19 protein-coding genes are annotated in these 19,755 nt (G+C 64.8%); 12 read left to right on the forward strand and 7 right to left on the reverse strand.

Annotation, left to right across the window (positions count from 1 at the left end; genetic code table 11):
• Window position 1 precedes the first annotated feature (1 nt).
• Window positions 2-283 carry a DUF2530 domain-containing protein gene (locus tag MMSP_RS06950; RefSeq protein WP_020786032.1) on the reverse strand — a complete coding sequence of 94 codons (282 nt, stop codon included), beginning with the start codon at window positions 281-283 and terminating at the stop codon, window positions 2-4.
• Between the two features lie 258 nt (window positions 284-541).
• On the opposite strand from MMSP_RS06950, the gene MMSP_RS06955 reads away from it, so the two are divergent.
• From MMSP_RS06955 to MMSP_RS06965, 3 genes are read left to right on the forward strand one after another with little or no spacing between them, the layout of a single operon-like run.
• Window positions 542-973, forward strand: a complete 432-nt coding sequence (locus MMSP_RS06955; RefSeq protein WP_020786033.1) for a MarR family transcriptional regulator — start codon at window positions 542-544, stop codon at window positions 971-973.
• Window positions 970-1,809 (forward strand): RNA methyltransferase, encoded by an 840-nt coding sequence (locus MMSP_RS06960; RefSeq protein ID WP_015357100.1) that lies wholly within the window; start codon window positions 970-972, stop codon window positions 1,807-1,809. Before MMSP_RS06955 ends, MMSP_RS06960 begins: the two co-directional genes overlap by 4 nt.
• Complete coding sequence (locus tag MMSP_RS06965; RefSeq protein ID WP_036426274.1) at window positions 1,806-2,093, forward strand: DUF2537 domain-containing protein; 288 nt, start codon at window positions 1,806-1,808, stop codon at window positions 2,091-2,093. Before MMSP_RS06960 ends, MMSP_RS06965 begins: the two co-directional genes overlap by 4 nt.
• On the opposite strand, the gene sepH is transcribed toward MMSP_RS06965, so the two are convergent.
• Window positions 2,090-2,881, reverse strand: a complete 792-nt coding sequence (sepH, locus tag MMSP_RS06970) for a septation protein SepH (RefSeq protein ID WP_020729594.1) — start codon at window positions 2,879-2,881, stop codon at window positions 2,090-2,092. The two genes, MMSP_RS06965 and sepH, sit on opposite strands and share 4 nt — an antisense overlap.
• A gap of 121 nt (window positions 2,882-3,002) precedes the next feature.
• On the reverse strand, window positions 3,003-4,133 hold the full coding sequence (gene serC, locus MMSP_RS06975) for a phosphoserine transaminase (RefSeq protein WP_020786035.1): 1,131 nt from the start codon (window positions 4,131-4,133) through the stop codon (window positions 3,003-3,005).
• Between the two features lie 206 nt (window positions 4,134-4,339).
• Here serC and MMSP_RS06980 point away from each other — a divergent pair, with 206 nt between their 5' ends.
• Together MMSP_RS06980 and MMSP_RS06985 are read left to right on the forward strand one after the other, a co-directional pair.
• Window positions 4,340-5,365, forward strand: coding sequence for a diiron oxygenase (locus MMSP_RS06980; protein ID WP_012396188.1), 1,026 nt, complete (start codon window positions 4,340-4,342; stop codon window positions 5,363-5,365).
• 18 nt (window positions 5,366-5,383) lie between these two features.
• Complete coding sequence (locus MMSP_RS06985) at window positions 5,384-7,069, forward strand: FAD-dependent oxidoreductase (RefSeq protein WP_036426275.1); 1,686 nt, start codon at window positions 5,384-5,386, stop codon at window positions 7,067-7,069.
• Between the two features lie 76 nt (window positions 7,070-7,145).
• On the opposite strand, the gene MMSP_RS06990 is transcribed toward MMSP_RS06985, so the two are convergent.
• Window positions 7,146-7,604, reverse strand: a complete 459-nt coding sequence (locus MMSP_RS06990; RefSeq protein ID WP_015357094.1) for a VOC family protein — start codon at window positions 7,602-7,604, stop codon at window positions 7,146-7,148.
• 1,433 nt (window positions 7,605-9,037) lie between these two features.
• On the opposite strand from MMSP_RS06990, the gene MMSP_RS06995 reads away from it, so the two are divergent.
• A complete protein-coding gene (locus MMSP_RS06995) occupies window positions 9,038-10,588 on the forward strand; it encodes an Ig-like domain-containing protein (RefSeq protein WP_020786037.1) in 1,551 nt (516 codons plus the stop codon).
• Window positions 10,589-10,637: 49 nt separating this feature from the next.
• Here the strand turns inward: MMSP_RS06995 and MMSP_RS07000 are convergent, their stop codons facing one another.
• On the reverse strand, window positions 10,638-11,759 hold the full coding sequence (locus MMSP_RS07000; protein WP_036426277.1) for a citrate synthase 2: 1,122 nt from the start codon (window positions 11,757-11,759) through the stop codon (window positions 10,638-10,640).
• A gap of 70 nt (window positions 11,760-11,829) precedes the next feature.
• Between MMSP_RS07000 and pdxH the strand changes: the two genes are divergently transcribed.
• From pdxH to MMSP_RS07015, 3 genes are all read left to right on the forward strand, one after another.
• Complete coding sequence (gene pdxH, locus MMSP_RS07005) at window positions 11,830-12,489, forward strand: pyridoxamine 5'-phosphate oxidase (RefSeq protein WP_015357092.1); 660 nt, start codon at window positions 11,830-11,832, stop codon at window positions 12,487-12,489.
• A 263-nt stretch (window positions 12,490-12,752) separates the two neighbouring features.
• Window positions 12,753-14,222: an NAD(P)/FAD-dependent oxidoreductase gene (locus MMSP_RS07010; RefSeq protein WP_036426278.1), complete on the forward strand. Its 1,470-nt coding sequence runs from the start codon at window positions 12,753-12,755 to the stop codon at window positions 14,220-14,222.
• 386 nt (window positions 14,223-14,608) lie between these two features.
• Window positions 14,609-15,904: a citrate synthase gene (locus MMSP_RS07015; RefSeq protein ID WP_020786040.1), complete on the forward strand. Its 1,296-nt coding sequence runs from the start codon at window positions 14,609-14,611 to the stop codon at window positions 15,902-15,904.
• Between the two features lie 4 nt (window positions 15,905-15,908).
• Here MMSP_RS07015 and MMSP_RS07020 read toward each other — a convergent pair whose 3' ends face one another.
• The gene (locus MMSP_RS07020; RefSeq protein WP_015357090.1) at window positions 15,909-17,483 is read right to left on the reverse strand and encodes an NAD(P)/FAD-dependent oxidoreductase; all 1,575 of its coding nucleotides are present in this window, start codon (window positions 17,481-17,483) and stop codon (window positions 15,909-15,911) included.
• 23 nt (window positions 17,484-17,506) lie between these two features.
• Window positions 17,507-17,770: a DUF2630 family protein gene (locus tag MMSP_RS07025; RefSeq protein WP_020786041.1), complete on the reverse strand. Its 264-nt coding sequence runs from the start codon at window positions 17,768-17,770 to the stop codon at window positions 17,507-17,509.
• A gap of 112 nt (window positions 17,771-17,882) precedes the next feature.
• Between MMSP_RS07025 and MMSP_RS07030 the strand changes: the two genes are divergently transcribed.
• Genes MMSP_RS07030 through MMSP_RS07040 form a run of 3 tightly spaced genes read left to right on the forward strand, consistent with a single transcriptional unit; the run spans window position 17,883 to window position 19,747 of the window.
• Window positions 17,883-18,881, forward strand: coding sequence for an OmpA family protein (locus tag MMSP_RS07030; RefSeq protein ID WP_020729604.1), 999 nt, complete (start codon window positions 17,883-17,885; stop codon window positions 18,879-18,881).
• Between the two features lie 12 nt (window positions 18,882-18,893).
• Window positions 18,894-19,109 carry a hypothetical protein gene (locus MMSP_RS29750; RefSeq protein ID WP_020786042.1) on the forward strand — a complete coding sequence of 72 codons (216 nt, stop codon included), beginning with the start codon at window positions 18,894-18,896 and terminating at the stop codon, window positions 19,107-19,109.
• Window positions 19,109-19,747, forward strand: a complete 639-nt coding sequence (locus MMSP_RS07040) for an exported or membrane protein (RefSeq protein WP_020726520.1) — start codon at window positions 19,109-19,111, stop codon at window positions 19,745-19,747. The genes MMSP_RS29750 and MMSP_RS07040 overlap by 1 nt, the downstream gene beginning before the upstream one ends.
• The last annotated feature ends 8 nt before the right edge of the window (window positions 19,748-19,755 follow it).

Consider the following 19,755-nt stretch of genomic DNA (forward strand, 5'->3'; position numbering starts at 1 on the left):
ACTAGTCGATTTGCTGGTCGAGGTAGGTCTCGAGTCCGGCCTGAGCGCCGCGCGCACCGCGGCGGGCAGCGGCAAGCTGCCAGACGAAAAGGCAGGTACCGAACAATCCCACCACCAGTCCGGCAACCGTCACTGGACGCCAGCCCTGCAGACTGGGGACCAGGAACGCCGCCATGGCCGCGCCCAACCAGGCGAGCGCTCCGACCAAGATGACCGGCCACACCTCGAGCAGGACCGCCGGTAGCGGAGGCGGTTCGGGGCTTTGGTCGGGCTCGATACTCATCGTGTCTCCAAGATAGCCAAGTCGCCATCCAGACGGCCGTGCGGATGCAGGTGGGTTTGCCCTCGCGCCGACGGCGGGGTCGTTCTCGTGTCCGCGAGCGCCCCATCGGCCCAGGCCGCCCCGGGCGCGGCCAGGCTTCGGTAAGCGGTGTGCCAAAGCGGTCGCGGGCGGTCGCGCCGAATCCTGGCCGTCGGACACGGCGGGCATGGGTTTGCCGTTCTGAACCCGCGCCATTGCGTTCCGATGTAACCTCGCGCTGTGCCTGACAGCGATGGGCGGCTGGCTAGCGACTTGTCGTTGGCAGTTATGCGGTTGGCCCGCCAACTTCGATTTCGGAACCCCTCGTCGCCGGTGTCGTTGTCTCAGTTGTCGGCATTGACCACGTTGGCCAATGAGGGCGCGATGACACCCGGCGCGTTGGCGATCCGCGAGCGAGTCCGCCCACCGTCGATGACTCGGGTGATCGCTTCCCTGGCCGACATGGGTCTGGTGGATCGCACGCCGCACCCCGTTGACGGCCGCCAGGTGCTGGTCTCGGTGTCCGAAGCGGGTGCGGAGCTGGTCAAAGCGGCGCGGCGGGCCCGCCAGGAATGGCTGGCCGAGCGCTTGGCGACGCTGGACGGCGACAAGCGCGACATTCTGCGCAACGCCGCCGACATCATGATGGCGCTGGTCGACGAAAGCCCGTGACCGCGCACAGCCATGTTCGCGACGTCGATGTGCGAGATGTCAGCGATCCCTACGACCCGTGCCTCGATGATTTCCGCGACCTCAACAGCATCGACCGCCGGCCCGACCTGCCGTCGGGCAAAGGGCTGGTGATCGCCGAGGGCGTGTTGGTCGTCCAGCGCATGCTGGCGTCGCGGTTTTCGCCGCGCGCGTTGCTGGGGACCGATCGCAGATTGCTCGAGCTGAAAGAAGACCTGTCCGGCGTTGGGGCACCTTACTACCGGGTCTCCCCGGACGTCATGGCGCAGGTGGTCGGGTTTCACCTCAATCGTGGCGTGTTGGCCGCCGCGAGCCGGGTGGTCGAGCCCAGCGTTGGGCAAGTCGTGGATGGCGCCCGCACCATCGCTGTTCTCGAAGGTGTCAATGACCACGAGAATCTGAGCTCGATCTTTCGCAACGCGGCCGGCCTGGGCGTGCACGCGGTGATTTTCGGCAGCGGCTGCGCCGATCCGCTGTACCGCCGCGCGGTGCGTGTCTCCATGGGGCACGCGTTGCTGGTGCCCTACGCGCGCGCAACCGATTGGCCCGCGGAGCTTGTCGCACTGAAAGAACGCGGATTTCGGCTCTTGGCGCTGACACCCAAGGGCGACGCTCGTGCGCTGCCCGAGGCGATGGACGCCGTGGGCGATCAACCGGTTGCCTCTCTGGTGGGCGCGGAGGGACTGGGACTGACGGCGGCTGCGCTGCGGATCAGCGACCTGCGGGTGCGCATCCCCATGTCGCGGGGCACCGACTCGCTCAACGTGGCGACGGCGGCCGCTTTGGCCTTCTATGAGCGGGCTAGGCTCGGCCAGTGACTGACGAACGCGGTGAATCTGCCCCCTGGGCTGCGGGTTTGGCGGTGGCCGCCTTTGTCGCAGCGGTGGTAGGGGTTGGCGATGCGGTGCTCAGCATCGGGCTCATTCGCGTGCATCCGCTGCTGGCGGTCGGTCTCAACATCGTGGCGGTCGGCGGGCTGGCACCGTCGCTCTGGGGCTGGCGGAACACCCCGGTGCTGCGCTGGTTTGTGCTGGGAGCGGGGGTGGGTGTGGCCGTGGCGTGGTTGGCGCTGATCGGCCTCGCCGGATTGGGCAGCCGCTAGCGCTGGCCGCTCGAACGCACCCCGAGCAGCACGTCCTCCCAGGCCGGGATGGCCGGCTTGCCACGGCGGCTGCTGGCCGGTTGTTCGGCCGGAGCGGGCGGGGTCTGCTTCGCCGGTTTGGCGGGCTTTGCCTGCTTGGCCGGCTTTGCGGGTTCGTCGAAGGCCAGGTGCGAGACCGGTGCCAGGGGCCGTAGCGGTGCCTTGTACTCCGGGTCGATTAGTTCGCTGGCCGCGTCGTCGATCGCGGTGACCGTGCCGCCGTGGGCTCCCGGGGCGAAACGGAAATGCGCGAGGTTGTCCGAGCGGCCGGCCTTCCAGGCCAGCTGTACCGTCCAGCGGCCGTCTTCGTTGCGCCAGGCGTCCCAGTCGAGCCGTTCGGGGTTGAGGCCACGGGTCACCAGCGCTGCGGTGATGGTTTCAAGCAGCGTCAGAACCGCGGGGCCGTCGGCGAGCATGGGGTGCGCGGCCGTCGCCAGTTCGGCGGCGCGCGAGCGTTCCAGCAACACCGGGTGGGCGAAGCGTTGGATGCGCGCGATGTCTGAGCCTGACGCGGTGGCGACCTGTTCGACAGATGCCCCGGCGCGGATGCGAGCCTGAATTTCCTTGGGACTGAGCATGTTGGTGACTTCTATGTCGAGTTGTGGTTGCTCGGGCGGTATCGGTTGGCGCTTCAACGCGGCCCGCAGCCGGTCATCGGCGGGCAGCTTGTATTTCTCGGTTGAGTCGACACCCTCGCAGAGAATGTATTTGCCGTCGGCGTCGAGCCCAACCACTCTCAGTTCCCGCATGGCTTCTCCTCGCAGGCTCCGTGCAGGTCGGCACCGGACCTGTTACGTTGCGAACTTTACGGCAGCGAAAGGCTGCCGTCGCGCTGACACGCTGGACGGTTGCCGGTTGATAACGGCGAGGTTAAAGACGCTCGACAACCCAATCGATGCACTGGGTGAGTGCGCTGATGTCGTCGGGTTCCACCGCGGGGAACATCGCGACCCGCAGCTGGTTGCGGCCCAGCTTGCGGTACGGCTCGGTGTCGACGATGCCGTTTGCCCGCAGGGTCTTGGCCACGGCGGCGGCATCCACGTCGTCAACGAAGTCGATCGTGCCCACCACCTGTGAGCGCAGGGCGGGATCGCTGACGAACGGGGTGGTGTAGGGACGTTCCTGCGCCCACGAGTACAACCGCTGCGACGAGTCGGCGGTGCGCTTGACGGCCCAGTCCAGCCCGCCATTGCCGAGCAGCCAGTCGAGCTGTTCGGCCAGCAGCACCAGGGTGGCGATCGCCGGAGTGTTGTAGGTCTGGTTCTTCAGGCTGTTCTCGATCGCTATCGGCAGCGACAAGAAGTCGGGGACCCACCGGCCGGACGCGGCGATGGCCTCGACGCGCGCCAGCGCGGCCGGGCTCATGATGGCCAGCCAGAGGCCGCCGTCGCTGGCGAAGTTCTTCTGTGGCGCGAAGTAGTAGGCGTCGACCTCGGTGATGTCCACCGGCAGGCCGCCGGCGCCCGAGGTGGCGTCGATGACAGCCAACGCTTCGCCTGAGCCGGCCGGACGATGCACCGGCACCGCCACACCGGTCGATGTCTCGTTGTGGGCCCAGGCAACGACATCCACGGAGGGGTCGGCCTGCGGTTCGGGTGCGCTGCCCGGGTCGGCCTTGATGATGATCGGGTCGCCGATGAACGGGTTCTTGGCGACGGCCGAGGCGAACTTCGAGCTGAACTCACCGTAGGTCAGGTGCAACGACCGTTTGTCGATCAAGCCGAAGGCCGCGGCGTCCCAGAACGCCGTCGCGCCGCCGTTGCCCAGAATGACCTCGTAGCCGTCGGGCAACGAAAAGAGGTCGGTCAGCCCCGACCGCACCTGGCCGACCAGATTCTTGATCGGTGCCTGACGGTGGGAGGTGCCGAACAGCTCGGCTGCGGTGCTGGTCAGGGCCTGCAATTGGGCGGGCCGGACCTTGGACGGGCCGCATCCGAAGCGCCCGTCGCTGGGCTTGAGGTTGGCGGGAATGTCGAGGGAAGTCGCGAGCTGGTCAGCCATGGTAATCAGGGTAATGAGAGGTGGCGCGGTGGGGACCAAGCGGGCCGAAAAATGCCTGGCAGCGCGATCCGATGTGAGCGAGCCCACAGTTGACCGCCCGCTGGGGCTTGGGCCACTCTCCCTTTCGAGGGTCTGGATAATTCCCGGTACCAGCGGTACCGTGTTCATCACACGTCCGAATGTAAACCTCATCGAGGAGGGCTGTAATGGCCAGGACGCGAATGGTTCGGCGGTGGCGCCGCAATATGGAAGTGCGCGACGACGCCGAGTACGTGGAAATGCTCGCCACACTGTCCGAGGGGTCTGTGCGGCGGAATTTCAACCCGTACACCGATATCGATTGGGAGTCACCGGAGTTCGCTGTCACTGACAACGATCCCCGGTGGATCCTCCCGGCAACGGACCCGTTGGGGCGCCATCCCTGGTACCAGGCTCAATCCGAAGAACGCAAGATCAAGATCGGGATGTGGCGGCAGGCCAACGTGGCCAAGGTTGGGCTGCATTTTGAGTCCATCCTGGTCAGGGGCCTGATGAACTACACCTTCTGGATGCCCAACGGATCACCGGAGTATCGGTACTGCCTGCACGAATCGGTCGAAGAGTGCAACCACACCATGATGTTCCAGGAGATGGTCAACCGTGTCGGCGCCGACGTGCCCGGGATGCCCCGGCGGTTGCGTTGGATTTCGCCGTTGGTTCCATTGGTGGCCGGCCCGCTGCCGGTGGCGTTCTTCATTGGTGTGCTCGCCGGCGAGGAGCCCATCGACCACACCCAAAAGAACGTGTTGCGCGAAGGTAAGTTGCTCCATCCGGTCATGGAACGGGTGATGGCCATCCATGTCGCCGAGGAAGCCCGGCACATCTCGTTTGCGCACGAATTCCTCCGCAAACGCTTGCCGAAGCTCACCAAGCGGCAGCGGTTCTGGATCTCGCTGTACTTGCCGCTGACGATGCGGTCGCTGGCCAATGCGATCCTGGTGCCGCCGAAGGAGTTCTGGGCGGAGTTCGACATCCCGCGTGAGGTCAAAAAGGAGCTGTTCTTCAGATCGCCAGAGTCGCGAAAGTGGTTGCGCGACATGTTCGCCGACGTGCGGATGCTGGCCCACGACACCGGTCTGATGCAGACTCGCTCGGCGCGGTTGATGTGGCGTATCTGCAAGATCGATGGGGAGCCGTCTCGGTATCGCAGCGAGCCGCAGCGCCAGCACTTGGCCGCTTCGCCCGCCGCATAGGCCGTTACGAGCTGTTCTATGCCGCACGTTATTACCCAGTCGTGCTGCAACGACGGGTCCTGTGTGTTCGCCTGCCCGGTCAATTGCATCCACCCGACACCTGACGAGCCCGGCTTCGCGACGTCGGAAATGCTCTATATCGATCCGGTGGCCTGCGTGGACTGTGGTGTATGTGTGAGCGCCTGCCCGGTGGGTGCGATTGCGCCCGACTCGCGGCTGGACTCCAAGCAACTGCCGTTCGTGGAAATCAATGCGTCGTACTATCCGCAGCGTCAGGGCGGCGAGAAGCTACCGCCAACGTCAAAGCTGGCACCGGTGATCCCCGCTGCCCAGGTTCGGCCGCGCAGCCAGCCCCTCACCGTCGCCATCGTCGGGTCCGGGCCCGCGGCGATGTATGCCGCCGACGAGTTGCTGGTTCAGCATGGCGTGCGCGTCAACGTCTTTGAGAAGCTGCCCACGCCCTACGGCTTGGTGCGCGCCGGTGTGGCGCCGGATCATCAGAACACCAAGCGGGTCACCCGATTGTTCGACCGGGTGGCACGCCATCGCCGGTTTCGGTTCTACCTCAACGTGGAGATCGGCAGGCAGCTGAGTCACGCGGATTTGTTGGCCCACCATCACGCTGTGGTGTATGCGGTCGGCGCGCCCGATGATCGTCGTCTGCACATCGATGGGATGGGCTTGCCGGGCACCGGTACCGCGACCGAGTTGGTCGCATGGATAAACGGGCATCCAGACTTCACTGACCTACCTGTCGACCTGAGCCACGAGCGCGCGGTGATCATCGGCAACGGAAATGTCGCCCTCGACGTGGCACGCATGCTCACCGCGAATCCGGACGACCTGGCTCGCACCGATATCGCTGACCCGGCGCTGCGCGCACTGCGCAACTCGGCGGTTCGCGAGGTGGTGATCGCCGCCCGCCGCGGACCCGCCCACTCGGCGTTCACTCTGCCCGAGCTGATCGGGCTCACGGGTTGCGCCGAGGTGGTTCTCGACGCGGCCCATCGTCAGCGGGTCCTTGACGATTTGGCAACCGTCTCTGACCAACTGACCAAGCGCAAGCTGGAGATCTTGGCAACGCTGGGGGAGGGCTCGGCGGCATCGGGCCCGCGCATCCGGCTGGCATACCAACTCACCCCCCGATCGGTGCGTGGTGAGCAGCGAGCCAGCGGCGTGGAGTTTTCGGTGACCGGTACCGACGAAATGCGCACCCTCGATGCGGGGCTGGTGCTGACGTCGATCGGGTATCGCGGCACGAAGATTGGCGATCTGCCGTTTGACGACAATGCGGCGGTTGTCCCCAATGACGGTGGCCGAGTCGTGGACCCGGTTCGCGGCGCCCCGGTGCCAGGTGTCTATGTCGCGGGCTGGATCAAGCGCGGGCCCTCCGGGTTCATCGGTACCAACAAGTCCTGCTCGCTGCAGACGGTTGCGGCGCTGGTCGCCGACTTCAACGCGGGCAAGCTTGGCGATCCGGTGTGCAAACCGGCCGCGTTGGCCAAGCTGGTGCATACCCGCGAACCCGACGTCATCGACTCCGCGGGATGGTTTGCCATCGACGCGGCCGAGATTGCACGCGGTAACGCCGAGGGGCGTCCGCGCAACAAATTCACCGATGTGGCCGACATGCTGGGTGCCGCCGCCTCGGGGGCACCGGTGCGCCCGTCTCGTGGCTTGCTCGCGGCGATCCTCGGCAGGTAAGCGAAGTCGTCAGGCCGCGCCGTTGCGCAGGCGCCGCGGTACGGCGACGCCTGCGCAACGGCAGGGTTGATCTGCGTTAGTTGCTCGCCTGTGCGGACATGGCCGCTTGGATCTCCTCCATGCTGACCTCGCGTACCGGCTGGCCCAGCGACCAGTGGTGGCCAAAAGGATCGGCGACAACTCCGTAGCGGTCTCCCCAGAATTGGTCGTCCAACGGCGCCACAACCGTGGCTCCGGCATCCAGTGCCCGCTGGAACTTCGCGTCCACATCGGTGACGGTCAGATGGATAGTGACCGGTGTTCCGTCCAGGGATACCGGTGTCATCGACTTGCCCCCGCACATCTCGGGAAAGTCGTCGTTGAGCATCACGGTAGAGCCGTTGATCCGAAGCGCGGCGTGGACCAGCCTGCCGTCCGGACCGGGCACTCGGCCCAACTCCTCGGCCCCGAAGGCCTTGACGTAGAAGTCGATGGCGGCCGCGGCGTCGTGAACGACGAGGTGGGGGGACAGGGCGGGTTCGACGTTGATTGCCATGAAAGTCTCCTTGCTGTTGGCTTCCCGAATGGGCTCACCGGTACTGACCCAAGCCGCGACACAAACTCATCGCTGCGTTCGTCATTTAACCGCGGGGCACCGACAAGCCCCGGTGGCTTGTGGCCGGACGGGCGCTGGCCGCCTGTGCGGGACTCTTGTATCAGGCGCAGGTCAGGCGCAGGTCAGGCGCGGATGAGGCGCGGATGAGGCGACGGACGGTGGCCGTCGCTCGGTGCGGTTCGCCTTGGTTCCCGACCGCCCCTGGTTCGCCCCCCGGTTGCTGGCTGCGGCCGGCTCCCGGCCGCGGGCCGATGTTGTGATGCGTCCACCGTGACTGTCTGACCGTGATGGGCGAGTGATCGTCAAGTGACCTGGTGGACGCCAAAGCGCTAGACACGGCGCCGTTGACTACGATTTCAATTCTGCGAGAGCACTTTTCGGTAACGGCGCGAATACGATTGGATCGCGACACGGGTACTATTACGTCACGAAACACGCTGATTTTGACGGGATTTGCGAGGGAATTGTGCCCCTCTAGCACTTCCTGGCGATATGTCAACCCTTGGTGGCCGAACATCCACGATCGCGGACTGGCGTCGCTTTGGTGTCCGAGCTCCGGCGTCGGATGCGAATGTTGGCCGAGAGGGTGAAAGCGACTGACGCGCAGGTTCGTCATGTACGAAATATGTTGGCATATAGGTCGACCCGAAAATCCGCCGAAGTCAGAAGCCTGGGCGAAACGAGGATGCTGATGGCATCGCTCACCGATTGTCTCATCGAAAAGCGTTGGTCAGCAGCGGAGAAACCTTGAACTGCGCTGACTCGAGATGGCTGCGTATAGGTGATAAGTGCTGTCTTGCAATGACTATGGCCACTTTGATCGCGTTTCTTGTGCGCTATCCGGCTGGCAAGATCAATTCACTCACGACAGAACGTCGCTGCAACGGTCGCCACTGGCAGTGCCTTCTTGCTGCCTTTTTGCTCCCCTCGGCGGATCATCGGGATGGCCAGGGTATGGGCTGGTGATCTGGATGAATTTAATTGGAATTCAGGGTGTTTGAGCATTCGGTCGAGCCAGGGCGGGCGCTAATGATGCGTTGGGTGAGGCGGTCCTGCATGTCCGGACGCGGGTTACTCGGGCGGGCTCGACCGCGGCTTCCGGCTCCAAAGATCGGTATTGACAATAGCTCTGGTGGGGCAGCAGACTTCGCTGCACGTTACGGACCTCCCGGTTGCACACCTCGAACATCCTGGTGAGCAGCGCGACACCTCAATACCGCCACTTTGTCAGTCGATGCCGTCGGACGGGCCGTTGGCTTTGCTGGGCCTGGCTCGCATCGAGCTTGCCCGGCGAGCCACCGCGAGCTTGCTCATCGACCGGCAAAGCGTCATCCGACGAATCCACTTTCCCGGTGGAGGCACAAGGAGAATTTATGGGTTACGCCAGCCATGCGGTCCGGGTCGGGGCGCTGGTGTTCGTTCTGGTGGTGGGTGCTGCGGTGGCAACCGATCAGGCGATCGGCCATGCCGCACCAACTGATTCGGACGCCTCCAATGGTGAATCGTGGGCCGACGTCCCCGCGCCGCCGGGCGGCGAGAACACCGCAGCGTCTCTGCTGCCGGGGGCGGCACAGCCGGGTGCGGTGCCCGGTGCGGCGCAGCCGGGAGCGGCACTGCCCGGTACGGCTCTGCCGGGTGCGGCATCGCCAGGGGTGGGTACGCCACAGCTTGATCCCAGCAACATCCCCGATGACTTGCTCAACGCCGTGATCAATTTCCTGGCCTCAATCCGCAATGGAGTGGTGCCGATCCTCGAAAACCGCACGCCGGTGGCCACGCCCCAACAACTCAAGATCGACGTCAACGGCTCGACGGGCCTGGTTCCGTTTTCGGCCTACGACCCGGATGGCAACAGGATGACCTTCAAGGTCAATCCCCGCGGCACCCCTGGTGGGCCTCAGCACGGCATGGTGAACATCGACGAGAGCAGGGCCGCCTTCGTCTACACACCCGAGCCGAATTTCGTTGGCATCGACACGTTCACCGTTGCGGTCAGCGATGACACCAGCCTGCACGTGCACGGGCTAGCCGGATACTTGGGCCCGTTTCACGGCCACGACGACGTCGCCACCGTGACGATCTTCGTTGGCAACATCCCGACCGACACGATCAGCGGCGACTTCAGCATGTTGACGTACAACATCGCCGGGCTGCCGTTCCCGCTCTCCAGCGCGATGCTGCCGCGCTTTCTCTACACCAAGGAGATCGGGAAGCGGCTCAACAACTTCTCGGTGTCCAACGTCCAGGAGGATTTCAGCTACCACGAATTCCTGATCAAGAAGTCCAGGATGCCCAGCCAGACACCGCCCAGCCCGCCCACCTTGCTGTGGCCGATCGGTGTGCCCTTCTCCGACGGGCTCAATAGCCTCGCCGTGTTCAAGGTGAAAAGACTCGACCGGCAGACGTGGTTTCAATGCGATGCCGACAACTGCCTCACCCCGAAGGGTTTTAGCTACTCCCAGCTGCAACTGCCGGGCGGAAACACCATGGACCTCTACAACCTGCATGCCAACACCGGTGGTGGGGTGCTTACCAACGCCAACCTCAGGCAGCTTGCCAACTACATCCTGCAGAACTCCGCGGGCCGCGCGGTGATCGTCACCGGTGACTTCAACGCGCTGTACTCCGAGGACCAAGCCGGCCTGCTCGACTTCGCCGGTTCCACCGGGCTCACCGACGCCTGGGTGGAGGTCGAGCACGGCCCCACCACGCCGCCGTTCGCGCCGGACTGCATGGTCGGCAACGAATGCGAATTGCTCGACAAGATCTTCTATCGCAGTGGCACGGGAGTGACGCTGCAGGCCACCGCCTACAGCAATGAGGCGCCCAACTTCAACAATTCCAACGGGCAACCGTTGTCGGACCCCAGCCCTCCGGCGGTTGCCTTCCACTACGAGACCAACAACGTCTCTTACCCGAACTAGTTTGTAGCGCTTGGCATTTGGTGCTCGATTCGACCTGTCCGGGCGCATGCTATGCGGTGGTCAGCACCCGGCCCCAGCCCGCGACCGACTCCGGGGTGCGTGGCGCCGGCCCCACGTAGATCGCGGAGGGGCGGACCAGCTTGCCCAGCCGCTTCTGCTCGAGAATGTGGGCACACCAGCCGGCGGTCCGCCCGCAGGTGAACATCGCCGGCATCATGTTGGCCGGGACGCCGGCGAAGTCCAGAATGACCGCGGCCCAGAACTCGACATTAGTCTCGATGGCTCGGTCGGGACGGCGCTCACGCAACTCGGCCAGGGCCGCCTGTTCCAAGGCCGCCGCGACTTCGTACCGGGGTGCCGCCAGCCGCTCGGCGGTGGCGCGCAGCACCCGCGCCCGCGGGTCCTCCGCGCGGTAGACCCGATGCCCGAAGCCCATCAGCTTCTCGCCGCGGTCCAGAATGCCCTTGACCAGGCCGCGGGCGTCTCCGGTGCGCTCGACCTGCTCGATCATGGGGAGGACTCGGGCCGGTGCACCGCCGTGCAGCGGCCCGCTCATCGCACCGATCGCGCCCGAGAGTGCCGCTGCGACGTCCGCGCCGGTAGAGGCGATGACGCGGGCGGTGAACGTCGAGGCGTTCATGCCGTGTTCGGCGGCCGACACCCAGTAGGCGTCAATGGCTTCGATGTGCCTGGGGTCCGGTTCGCCTTGCCATCGGGTCATGAAACGCGCTGTTACCGTTGAACATTCGTCGATAACTCGTTGAGGCACGGCCGGCTGATAGATGCCGCGTGCCGATTGAGCGACGTACGACAGCGCCATCACCGACGCACGCGCCAACTGTTCGCGGGCCGTGGCGTCATCGATGTCCAGCAGTGGGGCGTAGCCCCAGATGGGCGCCAGCATCGCCAGCCCAGCCTGAACATCGACTCGTACATCGCCGGTGTGGATCGGCAGCGGGAATGGCTCGGCGGGCGGCAGCCCGCGGCCGAATTCCCCGTCGACCAGCAGCGCCCACACATCGCCGAAAGTCACCCGCAGACTAACGAGATCTTCGATATCGACGCCGCGATAGCGCAGCGCGCCACCGTCTTTATCCGGCTTCGCGATCTCGGTGGTGAAGGCGACTACGCCATTGAGGCCAGGGACAAAATCTTCCGGGACCACAGTCATAGCCAAATTCTTGCACTCCACCTCGGGGCGGAAACTACCGCCTAGTAGCCCCACCGGTAGCGTTGGCGCAATGACAGGGCCAAACGAGCAGCGCCTGGCCGCGATGCGGGTGGAATATGGGTCACCCGAAAAGGATGCCAGTCCCGACCTGGATGCGGACTGGCTCGGCCACGGATGGCTTGCGCTGGTTCGTAAGTGGATAGACGACGCGGAACATGCCGGGATCGCCGAACCCAACGCGATGGTGCTGGCCACCGTTTCGGAGGGGCGCCCGGTTAGCAGGTCGGTGCTGTGCAAGGCGGTCGATGAGGCCGGAATTACGTTTTTCACCAGCTATGACTCGGCCAAGGGCGCCGACCTGGCCGAGACTCCGTACGCGTCCGTGACGTTTCCGTGGTACCAGCTGGGGCGCCAAGTTCACGTCCGTGGCCCGGTGAGCCGGGTCGCTGCGCAGGTGACCGAGGACTACTGGTCTTTGCGGCCGCGTGGGTCTCAGCTGGGCGCATGGGCGTCGCACCAGTCGCAGCCGATCGCGTCGCGCGCGGCATTGCTCGACAAATTGGCGCAGGTGACGGCGCGCTTTGCCGACGTCGAGCGCATCCCGGTGCCGCCGAATTGGGGCGGCTATCTCATCGCAGCTGAGGTGGTCGAGTTCTGGCAGGGCCGGGAGAACCGGGTGCACAATCGGATTCGGGTCAGCGGCACACAGATCGAACGTCTGCAACCCTGAGATCGGCAAACCTTTCGCACTAATTGCGGCCGGTGATTATCGCGCCGGGTGCATAGTGCATTCAATTTCCGCGCGCTGCATTAATCAGAATCGGATTCTGATCTATGTAGCGCTTTCGGCTTAATTTGACAGCGGCGGGTACTGGGCCCTTATCTTGTTGTGTCAACGCAGCCTTTTTGCATGTCGCATTATCGAACGGCATTTTAGAAGGAAGTTTTAGAAGGAAGTTTTGGTAGTGCGCGTCTATTGGGAGCAACTGATCAATGACAAGGCGTGATCCTTCCGTCGCCATCGTTGGCGCAGGTATGGCCGGAATCTGCATGGCAATTAAGTTGCTCAACAGTGGAATTACCGATGTCACCATCTACGAGAAGGCCGACGAGGTCGGTGGGACATGGCGTGAGAACACATATCCGGGCCTGGTCTGTGATGTGCCTTCGCGGCTTTATCAGTACTCGTTTGCCAAGAATCCGGATTGGTCGAACTTATTCTCGCCGGGCGGCGAAATTCAATCCTACTTCTGTGGGATTGCCGACCGTTATCGATTGCGGGACCGGATTCGTTTCGGGACCGAAATCGTCAGCGCGCGATTTGAAGACGATCACTGGTCGGTGGTGACGGATAGCGGCGAAGAGACGGCGGTCGACTTCTTGATCGTGGCCACCGGCTTGCTGCACCACCCGCGGGTGCCGGCGATCGCAGGTTTGGACGACTTCGGAGGCAGCGCCTTTCACTCGGCCCGGTGGGATCAACGGGTCGCGGTGCAGGGGCGGCGCGTGGCGGTGATCGGTAGCGGATCAACCGGCGTGCAACTCGTCTCCGCCCTGGCGGGTGTGGCGGCCAAGGTCACCATGTTCCAGCGCACCCCGCAGTGGATCCTGCCGTGGCCTAACAGGCAGTACTCAAAGGTGAGTCGTGCCTGCTACCGCGGGGCGCCGTGGCTCGAATCGTTGGCCTACAAGATATGGGGCCGGGCCTTCGAGCAATTCACCGCGGCGCTGACCAGGCCGGGCTGGCATCGCCGCGTAACGGGGATGACGTGCCGTGCCAGCCTGCGCCTGGTCCGGGATCCACACCTGCGCCAGGCTTTGACTCCGGACTACCAGCCGATGTGTAAGCGGCTGGTGATGTCCTCGGGGTTCTACCGTGCCATCCAGCGTGACGATGTCGAGCTGGTCACCACGGGCATCGACCGCATTGAAAACGCGGGCATCGTGACCGACGACGGGGTGCTGCGCGAGGTGGACGTCATCGTGCTCGCCACCGGATTCGACTCGCACGCGTTCTTCCGGCCGATGAAGCTGATCGGTCGCGACGGTGTCGAGATCGACGAGCTATGGCGCGGCGGCCCATATGCGTATCAGACGGTGGCAATGCCGGGCTTTCCGAACTTTTTCATGATGCTGGGTCCGCATAGTCCGGTGGGGAATTACCCGTTGACCGGCATTGCCGAATCGCAGGCCGATCACACATTGCGCTGGATACAGCGGTGGCGCAGCGGCGAGTTCGACACGGTCGAGCCGACGTCGTGGGCAACCGATGAATTCAATGCCAAGCTGCGGGCTGCGATGCCCAAGACGGTGTGGACGACGGGTTGCAGCAGCTGGTATCTGAACGATGATTGGGTGCCGGAGGTGTGGCCATTCGCGCCGGCCGAGCATCGGGCCATGCTCGCCAATCCCGACCTCGATCAGTATCACTTGCGTCGCCGGCCCGAGGTCCTGGCCTGGTAGCCGGGTCACGCGCGATTTCCGGCGCTTCGATCGGTGCACCGGTGGACCGCGTGATTTAAGTCTGTGAAATAGTTCCTGCGGAAATATTTGTCGCTGAATATCAATGACTCGCGAGGGGCGGATGAGCGGGGTGTGGCACGGTCGGCAATCCGCTCGATCGCGCGCATTCGCTTTTCTGACCGTTCATCCGGCTTCCGCACGGAATATGCAAAGGGTTTGTCGGGGCATGCCACGGTGGCCCGTCATGGCCACCGGGCAGCAGGGTCGCGGAGATCGACTGGACCAGCAGATACGACCCCGGGCAGGCGCGCCATCGTGTCAACGACTACCTTCAGCTATACGCACCGAGTGGGGCAGTCATATCAGCCAGAACGCAAAGGGGTCTCGTGTCCGACACCGACGACACCGCAACTCTGAAGTACCCGGGGGGCGAGATCGACCTGCAGATCGCCCATGCCACCGAGGGTGCTGACGGCATTGCGCTCGGCCCGCTGCTGTCCAAGACCGGACACACCACGTTCGACAACGGCTTCGTCAATACCGCGTCGTGCAAAAGCTCAATCACCTACATCGACGGTGACGCCGGCATTCTGCGCTACCGCGGATACCCGATCGACCAGCTGGCGGAGAAGTCGACCTTCATCGAGGTCTGCTACCTGCTGATCTACGGCGAGTTGCCCAACACCGACCAGCTCGCCCAGTTCACCGGCCGGATCCAGCGCCACACCATGCTGCACGAGGACCTCAAGCGGTTCTTCGACGGTTTCCCCCGCAACGCCCACCCGATGCCGGTGCTGTCCAGCGTGGTCAATGCGCTCTCGGCGTACTACCAGGACGCGCTGGACCCGATGGACAGCGAGCAGGTTGAGCTCTCGGCGATCCGGTTGCTGGCCAAGCTGCCGACCATCGCCGCCTACGCCTACAAGAAGTCGGTTGGCCAGCCGTTCCTCTACCCGGAGAACTCCCTGACGCTGGTCGAGAACTTCTTGCGGATGACGTTCGGCTTCCCCGCCGAGCCCTACCACCCCGACCCTGAGGTGGTGCGGGCGCTGGACATGCTGTTCATCCTGCACGCCGACCACGAGCAGAACTGCTCGACCTCCACGGTGCGGCTGGTGGGTTCCTCCCGGGCCAACCTGTTCACCTCGATCTCGGGCGGCATCAACGCCCTCTGGGGCCCGCTGCACGGCGGTGCCAACCAGGCGGTGCTCGAGATGCTCGAGCAGATCCGCGACAGCGGCGACGACGTGAGCGAGTTCGTCCGCAAGGTGAAGAACCGCGAAGCCGGCGTCAAGCTGATGGGCTTTGGCCACCGCGTCTACAAGAACTACGACCCCCGCGCCAGGATCGTCAAGGAGCAGGCCGACAAGATCCTGTCCAAGCTCGGCGGCGATGACTCCCTGCTGGGTATCGCGAAGGAGCTCGAAGAGGCGGCGTTGACCGACGACTACTTCATCGAGCGCAAGCTCTACCCCAACGTCGACTTCTACACCGGCCTGATCTACCGTGCCCTCGGCTTCCCCACCCGGATGTTCACCGTGCTGTTTGCGCTGGGCCGGCTGCCGGGCTGGATCGCGCACTGGCGCGAAATGCACGACGAGGGCGACAGCAAGATCGGGCGTCCGCGCCAGATCTACACCGGTTACACCGAGCGCGACTACGTCGCGATGGACGGGCGGTAGTCGGTCAGCGGTCTTGCCGCAGGTAGGCCAACACCGCCATAGCGGCGTTGTGCCCGCCAATACCCGACACCGCGCCGCCCCGCCGGGCGCCCGAGCCGCACAGCATGATGCGGTCGTGGTTGGTGGCCACCCCCCATTGCTGGGCGGGGGTGGCCAGGGTGTCGTCGTTTTCGGCGAATGGCCACGATAGCGCGCCATGGAAAATGTTTCCGGCGGTCATGTGCAGCGTGTGCTGTAGGTCTGCGGTGGTCGTGGTCTCGATGCACGGCCGACCATCCGCGTCGGTCAGCAGCACGTCCTGAATCGGCTCGGCCAGGACCGAGTTCAGTGAGGCCAGCACCGCTGCGGTGAGTTGGTCGCGCAGCACGTCGGGGTCGGCGTTTCCGAACACCGAGTGCGGCGTGTGCAGGCCGAACACCGTCATGGTCTGCGCGCCGACGTCACGTAACGCGGGCGACAGGATGCTCGGATCGCTCAGCGAATGGCAGTACGCCTCGCACGGCAACGGATCCGGCAGATGCCCGGCGGCCGCGCGCTGGTGCGCGGCTTCCAGCTGGGTCCAGGTTTCGTTGGCGTGGAATGTCCCGGCGAATGCTTGTTCGGGTGTGACGACGGCATCACGCAACCGGGGTAGTCGCCGCAGCACCATGTTCACCTTGACCTGTGCGCCCGGGGCCAAGGATGGTTCGGTATCGCCGAGCAGCTTTGCCAGGACCGCTGGGGTGACGCCGGCCAGCACAAAGCGCCCGCGAACCAGGTGTTCGTCGTCGCCAGCGCGATAGCGCACGTCACCGTTCGGGGTGACCGCGACAGCTTCCGCGCCGGTCACTATTTCGGCGCCGTATCCGGTGGCGGCGGCGGCCAGCCCCGCGGTCACCGAACCCATGCCACCGATCGGGACGTCCCAGTCACCGGTGCCGCCGCCGAGCAGGTGATAGAGGAAGCAGATGTTCTGGGTCAAAGACGGCTCGTCGAGCCCGGCGAAGGTGCCGATCAGCGCGTCGGTAGCGATCACGCCACGAACCAGGTCATCGTGCACCGCGGCGGTGATGGCGCGTCCGATCGGTTCCTCGATCATGGCGTGCCAGGCGCCGAGTGCCTCGGGGGCGCCACAGTCCACCACGGTGCGGCGGGCCTGGTCGCGGGTGCGTAGCGGCTCGAGCAGCGTCGGCCACAGGCGTTCGGTCACCAGCCGGCAGCGCCGATAGAACGCGGCAAACCCGGGCTCATCGCCGGCCGCGCCGACCGCGGCAAAGGTGTCGTCGCCGGCGGTCCCGATCAGCAGGCCGGAGCGTCCGTGCGTGTCAGGTTGGGGGGTATAGGACGAAAACTGGCGCCGGGCTAGCCGGACCGGGGCACCCAGGTCTTTGATGATCTGCGGCGGCAGCAGGCTGACCAGGTAGGAATACCGGGATAGACGAACCTCGACGCCGTCGAACGCCTGGATCGAGACTGCTGCCCCGCCGACGTGTCCCAGGCGCTCGAGCACCCGCACGCGCAGACCCGCCCGTGCCAGGTACGCGGCCGCGACCAGGCCATTGTGGCCGCCGCCGACAACGACGACATCGAATTCTTTCATTCTGGTGTCAGTGCGGGGTCGTGTCAGCCGGAGTATCCCTCGACCTGGCCGGCGGGACGCACGCTTGCCTCCCGCGGGTCGCCGCCGGTCTCCCGCAGCGCCCGGCGCTGGCGCAGCAGATCCCAGCACTGGTCGAGTTCGATTTCGATGAGGCGCAGTCGTTCATGCTTCTCTGACTCGGAGATTTCGCGGTGCACAAGCCGCTCACGCAATGCCTTCTCCTCGGCGACAAGGTCGCGGATATGGGCCAGGGTTTCACTGTCCGTCGGTTTCCTCCCATTAGCCATTGCTCCAGTGTGCCTGACATCGGTAATTGCTCTGGCGGGGAGTCGGTAGGCTGCATATCGCCAGGGGCACCGCGAGGGCTGTGCAACCAACTGACGTTAAGGAGAAGTACGGGTGGGTACCGACGCGGGCTTGGACGAGGCGCCCGCACCCACCGAGGCGCCGAAGGAACCGAAATTCGAACGGCGCCCGCTGGGCGTTTCCTGGCTAATCGGCGTGGTGGTTATTCCATTGCTGTTGGCGGCGCTCGGTTACGGCGCCTACCAGCGTCCGACGTCGGTCAACGGGCCGACCGGTGAGCTGCCGACCGTTACGGCGAGTTCCGCTAAGCCAGATCGGCCCGAGTTGTCGTTGTCATTGCTGTCGGTGAGCCGCAGTGGCAATACCCTGACGCTAATCGGCGATTTTCCCAATGAAGATGCCAAAGCGGCGCTGATGACGTCGCTCAAGGGTCTGCTGAGTCAAAATGTCACCGTGGTCGATCAGATCCAGATCGATCCCAAGGTCCGCGCGCTTGATTTCTCCAACGCCGAACCTGTTTTCTCCGCCAGCGGGCCGATTCCGGATTTCACCCTCAAGGTGGAACGGGACACCATCACCTTGACCGGAACCGCCGCATCGCCGGACCAGAAGGATGCGGTCGGAAGCGCGGCAACGAGCGTTTGGCCCGACGTGAACGTGGAAAACCAGATCGAGGTCAAGGGGCAGCCTGCTGGCAGCACCCCTCCGACGGGTCCCGCGGCCACCGGCGCATGTGCCGACCTGCAGGCGGCCGTCACGGCGCTGACCGGTGGGGCGATCGCCTTCGGGAACGATGGGGTGAGCCTGACCCCGGACAGCAATAAGGTCCTGACTCAGGTGGTGGACAAGTTGAGGGCGTGTCCGGATGCCAAGGTGACGGTCAACGGCTACACGGACAACAGCGGCAGCGAAGGCCTCAACATTCCGTTGAGCGCTCAGCGTGCCCAGACGGTGGCCGACTTCCTCGTGGCCCACGGCGTTGCCACCGATCACATCACCGCCAAGGGTCTCGGCTCGGCGAACCCGATCGCCAGCAATGACACGGCCGAGGGCCGCATCAAGAACCGCCGTGTCGAAATCGTGGTCAGCTAAGGAGAATCCAGCGTGGATTTCGTGATCCAGTGGTTGTGCTACCTGGCTGCCTTCGTTGTGGGCTCGGCCGTTGCCTGGGGGATTGTCACGGTGTCGATCAAACCGGTCGCCACCACAGCGGAGGCGGTAGAGGCCGAGCAGACCGAGCAGACCGAGCAAACCGAGCAAACCGTGCAGGCCGAGGAGCCGGATCCAGCCGCGTCCCACCAGACCGAGGTGGCGCAGTGATGGCCCATGTGCACTGGTGGTTGATAATCCTGTCGTTCCTACTCGGACTGGTATTGACCTGCGCCCTGATGGTCCGATCCACCAAATACCAAGTGGCAGCCGCTGCTTCGGGGGCCGGAGCCGACGCCGCAGACGCCGAGACCAAGCCCCCGGCGATGAAGACGGCGACCGCCGAGCCACGCGAAAAGAAGGCTGCCGCAGGCGAGGACGCGCCCAAGAAGAAGGTTCCCGGTGCGAAGAAGAAGACCGCCGCCGCGAAAAAGGCCGCCGCGCGCAAGATTGCTGGGGCCAGGAAGCGCCCAGTGAAGCGCATGGTGGGGGCCAAGCGGGTTCCGAAGAAAAAGGTTGCGCGGGCCAAGAGGGCACCGACCGAAAAGACCGCTGTTACCGAGGAGTCCTCGGCTGCCCAGCTGGCGCCGGGGCGGTTTGCCCCGTACGGCCCGGGTTCGGCCCGAGCCGATGCCGACGGCACTGGGCCCCAGGGCTGGGTCGTGAAGGGGCGCACCGACACCCGCCACTACTACACCCCCGAGGACTCGTCGTACGAGACGACGTGTGCTCAGGTCTGGTTTCAGGACGAAGCGGCCGCCGCGCGGGCATTCTTCACCGCGTGGAGCAAGAGCACGCACCGGAAGTGACGCTGTTC

The organism is Mycobacterium sp. 012931 (assembly GCF_000419295.1).
GTDB lineage: Bacteria > Actinomycetota > Actinomycetes > Mycobacteriales > Mycobacteriaceae > Mycobacterium > Mycobacterium marinum.

Bases quoted from the DNA above. Each gene is read 5' to 3' on its own strand.
- MMSP_RS06950 (WP_020786032.1), bottom strand. From the start codon at position 283: ATGAGTATCGAGCCCGACCAAAGCCCCGAACCGCCTCCGCTACCGGCG.
- sepH (WP_020729594.1), bottom strand. From the start codon at position 2,881: ATGCGGGAACTGAGAGTGGTTGGGCTCGACGCCGACGGCAAATACATT.
- serC (WP_020786035.1), bottom strand. From the start codon at position 4,133: ATGGCTGACCAGCTCGCGACTTCCCTCGACATTCCCGCCAACCTCAAG.
- MMSP_RS06980 (WP_012396188.1), top strand. From the start codon at position 4,340: ATGGCCAGGACGCGAATGGTTCGGCGGTGGCGCCGCAATATGGAAGTG.
- MMSP_RS06985 (WP_036426275.1), top strand. From the start codon at position 5,384: ATGCCGCACGTTATTACCCAGTCGTGCTGCAACGACGGGTCCTGTGTG.
- MMSP_RS06990 (WP_015357094.1), bottom strand. From the start codon at position 7,604: ATGGCAATCAACGTCGAACCCGCCCTGTCCCCCCACCTCGTCGTTCAC.
- MMSP_RS06995 (WP_020786037.1), top strand. From the start codon at position 9,038: ATGGGTTACGCCAGCCATGCGGTCCGGGTCGGGGCGCTGGTGTTCGTT.
- MMSP_RS07000 (WP_036426277.1), bottom strand. From the start codon at position 11,759: ATGACTGTGGTCCCGGAAGATTTTGTCCCTGGCCTCAATGGCGTAGTC.
- pdxH (WP_015357092.1), top strand. From the start codon at position 11,830: ATGACAGGGCCAAACGAGCAGCGCCTGGCCGCGATGCGGGTGGAATAT.
- MMSP_RS07010 (WP_036426278.1), top strand. From the start codon at position 12,753: ATGACAAGGCGTGATCCTTCCGTCGCCATCGTTGGCGCAGGTATGGCC.
- MMSP_RS07020 (WP_015357090.1), bottom strand. From the start codon at position 17,483: ATGAAAGAATTCGATGTCGTCGTTGTCGGCGGCGGCCACAATGGCCTG.
- MMSP_RS07025 (WP_020786041.1), bottom strand. From the start codon at position 17,770: ATGGCTAATGGGAGGAAACCGACGGACAGTGAAACCCTGGCCCATATC.
- MMSP_RS07040 (WP_020726520.1), top strand. From the start codon at position 19,109: ATGGCCCATGTGCACTGGTGGTTGATAATCCTGTCGTTCCTACTCGGA.